A 9,397-nucleotide genomic window follows, 5' to 3' on the forward strand; every position below is an offset into this window, starting at 1 on the left:
TATATTTAACTAATGAAGACTCAATTCTCACTAGTGCCTAGCCTGCGTCAGCTAGCTCCAACTGTTTTGCGAGGAAGTCTCATCGCGATCGCAGCTATTGCGGTTTTGCTGACAGGCGGTTTAGCGTTTCCCCAATCTGCCGCAGCTTATCCTTTCTGGGCACAGCAAAACTACGAAGTGCCGCGTGAAGCGACTGGCAAAATTGTTTGTGCCAACTGTCACCTGGCTGAAAAGCCTACCTATGTTGAAGTTCCCCAGGCAGTTTTGCCCGACAGCGTGTTTAAAGCTGTCGTCAAAATCCCCTACGACTTGGATACGCAACAGGTGCTAGGCGACGGCAGTAAAGGCGGACTCAACGTGGGTGCGATTTTGATGCTGCCTGAAGGGTTCACCATTGCGCCTCCAGATCGGATTTCTGAAGAACTCAAAGAAGAAGTCGGCAATACTTACTTTTTGCCTTATAGCGACGAACATCCAAACTGGACGATTGTTGGGCCGCTACCAGGCGAACAGTATCAGGAAATTGTATTTCCGGTGCTGTCTCCTGACCCGGCCAAAGACAAGGGCGTTGAATTTGGCAAGTACTCTGTTCACGTAGGCGGCAACCGTGGGCGCGGACAGGTTTACCCCAATGGCCAATCCAGCAACAATACGGCTTATAACGCCACTAAAGCAGGCACTGTTACTGAAGTAGAAGCAGGGGCTGATGGCGGCTATAGCGTTACCATTCAGCCGAGTGAGGGTGAAGCCATTGTCACTCAGATTCCGGTTGGGCCTGAGCTACTGGTAGCAGAAGGCGATGAAGTCACGGCTGGTCAAGCGCTGACCACTAATCCCAACATGGGCGGATTTGGACAGGTGGAGACTGAAATCGTGCTTCAAAGCCCTAATCGGATTAAAGGCTTGGTGGCCTTTTTGGCAGCGGTAACGCTCTCACAAATTATGCTGGTGCTGAAGAAGAAGCAGGTGGAGAAAGTACAAGCCGCCGAAATGTCCTTCTAGAAAGGCACAAAGCTAAATTAAGGGTGGGGATGGGCGAAGGCGTCTCATCCCCATTTTGGGTTTAAATTGGTTTGGTTGAAGCTTCACGTCAGGGTTACATCATCGTGAATTTTCCCGTAGCGGCGATCGCCTGCCTAAACTAGAGAATATAAGATGAATGCGGACTCAAGGCTGGTTGCAGGCAAGCAGCTACCAACGGCTTGTTTGAGTTTGGCTGCAAACCCACATCATTGGCTGTTTCAGAAGGATTACGGTGCTCAAAACACGTCAAAAAGTTCACCTAGTTGAAGACGAAACCAAAACCCTACTGCGCTGGGCGGCGGCGATCGCAGAGTCTAGCGAAACCTACTTTGCGAAAGGGCAAAAGCTAGCACGGCGACTAGGGGCGCATTACCGCCGCGATGGCTTGGCTGAGTTAGGCTTTTGGACGCCTGAACTCGTTAGCGATGTGATCCAATCCGAAAGCCAGTTAGATCTAGAGGTTTTTACCCCCATAGAACCGATCGATTTCAAGATACCTGAACAGGCAGTTCGCTTTCGCCGCGATCGCCTGCCCGTAATGAAACAGGGTGAGTTTATTTGGGCTGTTGTTTCTGGTATGCGTCCGGGGACGCGAGAGCAAGCAGGTTCCTTTTACTGGCTGCGCTATGTGGATGCGGAAAACCGGATTCATATCATTCGTGATCCGTTGGCCTATTCTTTGCCCTATGGCGTTTTTGCCCCAGCCGAGTTTTATGATATGCGACGGCTGCAGCGCAACCGCGCCGACATGGCTTACTTACGGCGCACATCTGCCCCGCCTTCGGTACCCGATGCGCCGATTCCCCGCGTCGCTGACCCCATCAATATTTTGCAAATTCACGTCAAAACGGCTTCTCCAGAAGGTAGCTTGGAAGGTTTGACGCGGATTTATCAGCAAATCTCGGAAAAGCTGGCTCACCAAACGCCGTTGACGCCTTTTGAGCAAACCTATGCAGGCTTCGACGCTGTACAGCTTCTGCCCATTGAACCCACAATTGAGTATCGTCGTGAAGACGACAACATCGAGCACGAATTTTTTGCCATCCATCCAGAAAGCTCAGTAGAAGCCAGCGATGATGACGCGGATACTAGCCCTGAGCTTAAAGTCATTTTGCGCAAGCCAGACACGCAAAACTGGGGCTACGACGTCCCGATTTTAGGGTCTGCCGCCACCAACCCGGCTGTGCTTGGCAGTTTGCGCCCTGATGAATTGGTTGATTTCATTGCAACGCTGCACAATTTTTCGGCAGGGGCGATCAAAATTATTTACGACTTGGTCTACGGCCACGCCGACAACCAATCTTTAGAGCTGCTAACTCAGCAGTTTTTCAAAGGCCCCAATATGTACGGCCAAGACCTCAACCATCAGCTCCCCCAGGTTCGGGCGATTCTTTTAGAGATGCAGCGGCGCAAGCTCAACACGGGTGCCGATGGTATTCGAGTAGATGGTGGCCAAGACTTTCGCTTTTTCAATCCTTTAACGGGCATCGTCGAGCAAGATGACGCTTACTTGCTGGCGATGAGCGATGTCGTACAAGAAATTAATGGCTGTCGGCGGCTGATGTTTACGATTTTTGAAGACGGTCGCCCTTGGCCTCAAGCGGGCTGGGAAGAAATCTCGACTTACCGAGAACTGATTGAGCTAAAGCCAGAATCTTATCAGTGGGGGCCGCTGATTTTTGCTCATAACACCCCTACTTTGCAAGGTTTTTGGGATCGCAAGTGGCGGCGCGTCTGTGAAGTGATTTTTCAAGGCGATCACTGGATTACAGGCTGTGGTAACCATGACACAGTGCGGCGAGGCAATCAGGTTGAAACCAGCGAAGCCATTAACTGGAATCTAGGCAAAACGCTTCCCCAAGTTTTGCACAAGGCTTATAACAATCCTGCGACTCAGGTTTGGGTACATGGGTTTTGTCCTGGATTACCGATGGATTTCTTAAATGCGCTGATCGGTACCCCGTGGGGTTTCTTTCGTAATACAGACGATCGATATGGAGTCAAAGTCGTTTCTGAAGAAGTCAGCTTTTTGGACTGGGAAATTGAGCCAGCCATGTATGACCAGCCAGATGCCTTTGCGCGGTTGAAAAAGCTGGGGTTTAACGATTTTGATCAGCTACGCGACTTTGCCCAAGCCCTCCGCTTAGCCATGATTGAGACTAACTACGACCTCACCGCCGTGGCGGAAATTTGCCAGCATTGTCTGGGCAACTCTGATGAAGTTTGCGAAGTGCCAGTTTTAGAAGAGCTAAATGAACCTGGCTTACCTCGGTTTTTAGCGACGTTGGATGTGCCTAAGCTGAAGGCGTTTGCCATGGCCTTTATGGAAGATGGCCATGATATGTGCAACGTGAGCCGCTATGCCGGAAAAATTGATCCGGCTGTGAGTCAATTTAGCTGGCAACTGCGCGAATATCGGCGGCAGCATCCCTGGCTGCACGAAAATTTGACCGGACGCGATCGCTTTAATCGCATTAGTGACGACGCGCGAACGATCTTCTACGGTATTCGGATTGAACCGCATCCGTCTGCTAATCGTCCGCCCCAGCAGGTTGTGATGATTGCCCACATGGGGGGCGAACCGATGGAAGTGACCCCAGGGGATTGGTTACAGCTAGATATGGCACAGTGGCAGGTTGCGATCGCCTCGCCAGAACTGCATCAGCAAGACCTCAAAGATCTGCGTGCGTTTGTCCTGAGCGATGGTCAGGGTATTCTGCTAGAGCCTGTGGTTCAAACGACTGCCGACGAAGAGGTAGCCTCAGCTGCGATCGCTAGAAGTCTAGAGCTATCGTCTAGTGCCCCTATCTTTATTCCGTAGGTGGGGGGCTAAAAGGGATCTTTGGGGGCGAAGCTTCTAGGCTTTGTTGCAGCAAGGCAAAGGCGATTTGCAAATTAGCCTGCGTCCACAACAACGGTGTCGCATCGTTAGCAATGTACTGGCCGTTTTGCAGGTAATAAAGCTCCGGGCATTTTAGCGCCCCTTGGGGACAGTCATCCCCGGTCAACTGCCCCAAGGCGCGGTTGAAGTAGTGGGTTTGCTGTTGTCGCCATTGGGGTTGGCGATCGCGCTGAAACTTAAGGCCAAAAATGGCTGAAAGTATTGGATCAAAAAGACACCACTGCGCCTCTTCACCAAGGGTTAAGCGCCGACCTTGTTGGCTGAGCCACTGTTCGCGATCGCGCGAAAGGGTAGTGCGAATATTTTCGGGTAGGTCTTGGTAATTTCGGCACCAAAAAGAATCGTTTAGATAGCGCCGCACGCCATAGTTGCCCTGCAAATGGGTAATTACCGCCGCTAAAATTTCGTCGGCCATTGCGTCTGAAACTATCTGCAAAGGATAGATTAAAAAGAGCAGCGCCGCGTCATAGCGTCTGCCTTGAGGGGCTGGCTGAATGCACTCTGCGGGCAAAATCGCCGCTAAAGCCGTCTCACCTTTGGCAATTAAACTATCCAGAGTGGCAACGCTTAAAGCAGGATTCACCCCACCAACGTTGGTTTGCCAGCGTTGCCAAATAGATCGAAAGGCGTTTAAGGCGGCAACCACCGTTCCGATGCTAGTGGCAGAAATTTTGCGCGCTTCTTCCCAATGGCCGCTATCGAGATCTTGCCAGTAAGCAATCGCTTCAAAATAAAGGGCGAATAGGGCTAAAACTTCTAGGTCTGAGGGTTGGAGAGCGATCGCATTGGCGTTAACCAACAAACTATAAAACCAGAGAAAATAGCCCAAAGCGTCATTTTGGGCATGCTGCCAGGGTTGGTCAATTTCTGTCAGCGTTTGGCCGTTAAAGCGAACATGAGGCCGCTGCATGACATCATTGGGATCAGCTTGATGGTTGATAATTTTTTCAAAGCGCCAGCGGTGCTTTTGAAAGTAACGCATCAAGCCTTGGGCGGTTTTGACAGCGATCGCCGTTTGCCCCCTAATGTAATGGCTATAGGCCAGATAAACATTGTCTCTTACCCAAACGCTGGCATAGCCAGTGTAGGCCGTTGTTGCTGATACTGCTGCCGCTGGAAACAGACCATTGGCCAAAATCGGCAATTGAAAAACGCCCTGGCCTTGCAGAAAGGTTTGAAGCGATCGCAGGGTTTCAGCCTGATATTCAAACTGGACAAAATCTAACAGTCTTTCGTTGTGAAAGATCATATCAACCCTGAAAACAACTCACGTCTTGGAACGGGGCAAAGACGCTTTTAGCGAGTTTCAGAATCTAGGTGAGGCTGATCGAGCAATTGTTCTGTAGGTGGCTGTAGCAGTTCTGGCTCGACCGTTAGCAGTGGCTCCGATGGCGGTTCCCGCAACAAGCGACGCGCATCCGTTTCGATCTGCTCGTACCCGGTTTCAAAAAATCGCTCAGCCCTAGTCGGCGAAAATAACCCGTTAATGACCTCAGGCGGAATGCTTTCTCCTGACGGTGGCACGATGGGTGATAAAGATTGTGCCCGTGCTGGATAGGCAATACCCACGGCTGCTAAACCCAGCCCTAAAACACACCGCTGCAACTGACAAAAGTTTTTAGCCGCGATCGCATTTTTCATCCTTCCCTCCGGCTGGCTTGGCAGCAGTCCTATACGTCTATTTTAAGAAAAGGCTAGATATCGCCCTCTCCCTCAAAGAGGGTTTTTAGCGGCAGCGCTTTTAGCTGATAAGTTTCTCGCAAATAGCGGGCTAACACTTCATTTTGACCGTGTGTAACATACACAGTCTGTGCCCCCGTTTGCAAAATCGTCTCAATTAGACCTGGCCAATCGGCATGATCAGACAACACAAAACCCCGCTCATATCCCCGCCGCCGCCGCGCCCCGCGTACCGCCATCCAGCCAGAAGCAAAAGCTGTTTGCGGTTGTTTAAAACGTTTCATCCAAGTAGAGCGATGACCAGACGGGGGAGAAAGCACCAAATCTCCGGCATAGGCATAGTCGCGAGGCATGTCAGCCGTAGGAATAGTTGGCAACATCGCCACCCCCTGCGCTCGGTAAATTTCGTTGAGGGTTTCGATCGCCCCATGAACGTAAACCGGGCGTTCAGTCAACTGAGCCAACTCTGCCAGCACCCGTTGAGCCTTGCCAAAGGCATAGCAAAACAAAATTGAAGCGCGATCGCGATCCGACTGCCACCACTGGTAAATCTGTTGAACCGTTTCTGGCCCTGTCTGCCAGTGGTAAATGGGCAGGCCAAACGTGGCTTCAGTGATAAACGTATCGCAGGCCACAACTTCAAACGGTTCAGTGGTGGGGTCAGCATTGCGCTTGTAATCGCCCGAAATCACCCAAACTTCGTCTTTGTGTTCAATGCGGACCTGGGCTGAACCTAAGACATGCCCTGCGGCATGAAACGATACCCAAGTGTCGCCAAACTTGAGCTTTTCGCCGTACTGTACGCCTTCAAACCGGATGTGTGTCCCTAGGCGCTTTTTGAATACCTCTGCTGAAACTTGGGTGGCCACGTAACGGCTAGACCCGGCGTGGGCATGGTCGGCGTGGGCATGGGTAACTAACGCCGTCTCTACCGCTTGCCAAGGATCAACATAAAAGTTACCGGGTTCGCAGTAAAGCCCTTCTGGACGAACCGTAATTAAAGACGACATAGCCTTTCGTTGAGGGGTGCCCCCCTCTAAAGCTGAGGCCAAAACGACGCAAGCCAGCGATGAGAGGCTTAGTTTATCCTAATGCTTTTAATGCTTTTTCCGGGTGTCCTGAAGCGAGCCTCTCTATTTCACGCGTCCTCGAAATCGCACAAACCCATAAGAGGCAGGGGCGGGGGCGGGTGAAACAGAGGTTGCATAAGGTAACGTGCCCAAATCGATCACAACTGCGCCGTTGATATTGCGGTTGTGACTATTACCATCTCCCTCGCAGTCAATGCCTGGAAAGGTCGTGGCAGGGTCAATGCCGGGTGGAAAATAGTGGCCGCCGTCGCCGTCAGCTAGGTTCGTGAGCGCAACTGTTTGGTTCCCCTGGCTGAGGACAATACCGCGATCGCCTGTCGGCAAACCGCTAGGATCAGCGCTAAAGCTTTGGTTAAAGGCTTGGGGAACAAACGTAGTATGGGTGGGGATGTAGTCACAAAGCAACACATTCTCGGCATTGACCTCCCCGTTAGAAAGAAAGTAGATGGTGTACTCTATTTCGTCTCCTGGCATGACGCTGCCCCCGTCAATGCCGCCGAGTAAATAGCTTTCGATTGGGGTAGGCCAAGGGTTGCTGGCGTTATCGCTAGGATAACCACTTTCATTGACATAGCCGTCTAAAGCATCCCCCTCAAGCGTGTTGTGATCCCCGTTGATGGCCGTAATTCGCTTGACTAAAAGAACCTTAGGTTCGCCGCTGCTCGCCGCTGCTATCTTGAGGGTGCTAATTGCCTCGTTGCTGGCTAGCCCGGTATCGTCGGTTACCTTAACGTTCAAAATGCGATCGCTCATATCAGCAGCCGTCGTCTCAAACCGAACTAACTCAATAGCCGCTGCATAGTCGGCTAGGCTGGCTAAACCTTGCAACCTGATCTGGGTAGCTGTTGAGCTAGGATCGAGTGCAACCCCACTGGGTAAGCTGCTGAGATCGATAGTGAGTTGATCGCCAGGGCGAGCATTGGTAAGAACAATCGTTGCGCTTTGTAGCTCGGTGCTATCACTATCGGCAGGGAGGGTATCGGTGTCGGCAATGGCAATGGCTGCGCCACCTAGCGTATAGACAGACTGATAATCGCGACCCGTTTTGCCAGAGCTATCATCGCCGTCTAAATCAAGCGTGGGTGGGCGTAAAGTGCCATTTCTTAAATAAATGCCGCCCCCTGCCACTAAATCAAGACCACCTTCGCCTGAAGCCCCAGACGTGGTGGTGGGGAAATTAGTCAGGTTAACCAGGTCGTTGTTGGTGAGGCTACTCGAAATGTCGTTTGGAAACAAAGCATATCCGTATATTTTTTGATTAGCCGCTACGCCCAAATCTGATACCGAAATATAAACGCCGTCAACGGGTTGAGAAGAAACCAAATGAGAGGGTCTAAAGTTAGTTTCGCTTTCTTCTCGGCGCATGACGGCGGTTCGAATGTTGTAGCCGCTGTAGCCCCAAACTGAACTATCAACAGAAACAACCTGGCCAAAAGCGCTGGGGTTACCATTGCTATCTAGAGCCGTAATCGCAGCAATTTTAAAGGGATCGTTACCGCCGCGCTCCAAAATTAAAAAGCCAATATCGCCTAAATTGGCGCTAGGAACCGATAAACCGGATGAAACAATGTAGTCAATCCGCTCAACGTTGTTACTCGCAACGCTATTGTCATTTGAAAAGGCGTTGTCAATCCCCCGATTAGAAATCCGACTCAGCATGGCAGTCGTCATATCATCGACGTAAGTAGAACGAATTTGCTGGTTGCTACTGCCTACTGTTTCAAAAAAGACAAGTTGTCGCTCTCCAACGGCTCCATTGCCATCAATTCGCTGAAACTTGAGTTGGTCAGCCAGTTGAATTAAAGAAAAGCTTTGACTACCTGCCTGAAAGCCTGTGACAGCCAAATCGTCAGTGCTGCCTGCGCCAAATTCTAAAGTGATGGCGCTGCCACAACCGGAAGAATAACTGCTGGTATTGCAAGGGTCGGCGACTGTGGTGCTATAGGTGCTGCTAGTGCCGTTTTGATAGGTTGCATTCAGGCTGGTGATGGGTACTTGGGCGATCGCAGGTTGAACCATGAGCATCGCCATTGAACCAATGCTACCAGCCATTAGCCAGCGGTTTACTGAAACACTTACCCCCTGAGTCAAAACAGATAGACCGTTTTTCTGAACCTGTTTTGGAAAAAGCGCGTTTCTAAACATGGCCTGAGATTTTCACTATAGACAGGTTCACTTACTTACTTAAGTCGTTTTGCGTATAAATTGAGACTTAAGCTAGGTATTTGTCTATAGTTTAACCGTTTCAAATCAGCGGGTAATCCGCCAACCCTTCGGCAAAATCGCTGATTCTTTGGCAACTTATCGATGCTGGAATCAGTTTAACGATGTCGGTGCTTGACTCGTCTGTCGGCTCGGTGATCTCTGCACCTCCCTGAAAATACCTGCGTGCGATCGCGTTTTGCCTATTGGCTCTGCTGTGCTAAAGCAGGCTGGGCGATCGCGAACTCACGCCAAAACCCATAGCGCTATCTGACTGGGTCGCTTGAGAGCTGGCTCAGCCAAACCATAAGACTTTGAAGCGGGCGATCGCCTACCCTAGCCTAAAATTTGATAGCCGCTTCAGCCTGTCTACCGCCTGCTGGTCGGGTCGAGTTGAGGCAGAGCGGGTATGGCTCACCCTACTCTCTGCAGCAAAAAGTCACTATTGACGCCGATCGCTTATTGTCCTAAACTCAGCCATTAAGCTGTGGCAGTCCAA

At 50.9% G+C, this 9,397-nt stretch carries 6 protein-coding genes; 2 read left to right on the top strand and 4 right to left on the bottom strand.

The features are described 5' to 3' along the window. The first annotated feature begins 12 nt into the window (after positions 1 to 12). Both petA and gghA read left to right on the top strand, forming a co-directional pair. The gene (gene petA / locus ACTS3T_RS17060; RefSeq protein ID WP_377964701.1) at positions 13 to 1,002 is read left to right on the top strand and encodes a cytochrome f; all 990 of its coding nucleotides are present in this window, start codon (positions 13 to 15) and stop codon (positions 1,000 to 1,002) included. A 253-nt stretch (positions 1,003 to 1,255) separates the two neighbouring features. Further along, the gene (gene gghA, locus ACTS3T_RS17065; protein WP_377964699.1) at positions 1,256 to 3,844 is read left to right on the top strand and encodes a glucosylglycerol hydrolase; all 2,589 of its coding nucleotides are present in this window, start codon (positions 1,256 to 1,258) and stop codon (positions 3,842 to 3,844) included. On the opposite strand, the gene ACTS3T_RS17070 is transcribed toward gghA, so the two are convergent. The 4 genes from ACTS3T_RS17070 to ACTS3T_RS17085 all read right to left on the bottom strand — a co-directional run bounded on the left by ACTS3T_RS17070 (position 3,834) and on the right by ACTS3T_RS17085 (position 8,748). Continuing rightward, positions 3,834 to 5,174, bottom strand: a complete 1,341-nt coding sequence (locus ACTS3T_RS17070; RefSeq protein ID WP_377964697.1) for a glycoside hydrolase family 15 protein — start codon at positions 5,172 to 5,174, stop codon at positions 3,834 to 3,836. The genes gghA and ACTS3T_RS17070 overlap by 11 nt on opposite strands. 47 nt (positions 5,175 to 5,221) lie before the next feature. Continuing rightward, the gene (locus ACTS3T_RS17075) at positions 5,222 to 5,566 is read right to left on the bottom strand and encodes a hypothetical protein (RefSeq protein ID WP_377964695.1); all 345 of its coding nucleotides are present in this window, start codon (positions 5,564 to 5,566) and stop codon (positions 5,222 to 5,224) included. Positions 5,567 to 5,619: 53 nt separating this feature from the next. Next, the gene (locus ACTS3T_RS17080; RefSeq protein ID WP_377964693.1) at positions 5,620 to 6,615 is read right to left on the bottom strand and encodes a ligase-associated DNA damage response exonuclease; all 996 of its coding nucleotides are present in this window, start codon (positions 6,613 to 6,615) and stop codon (positions 5,620 to 5,622) included. A gap of 123 nt (positions 6,616 to 6,738) precedes the next feature. Beyond that, positions 6,739 to 8,748: a hypothetical protein gene (locus tag ACTS3T_RS17085; RefSeq protein ID WP_377964691.1), complete on the bottom strand. Its 2,010-nt coding sequence runs from the start codon at positions 8,746 to 8,748 to the stop codon at positions 6,739 to 6,741. Positions 8,749 to 9,397 lie beyond the last annotated feature (649 nt).

Source organism: Almyronema sp. (genome assembly GCF_052168255.1).
Lineage (GTDB): Bacteria > Cyanobacteriota > Cyanobacteriia > Phormidesmidales > Phormidesmidaceae > Sphaerothrix > Sphaerothrix epifaneia.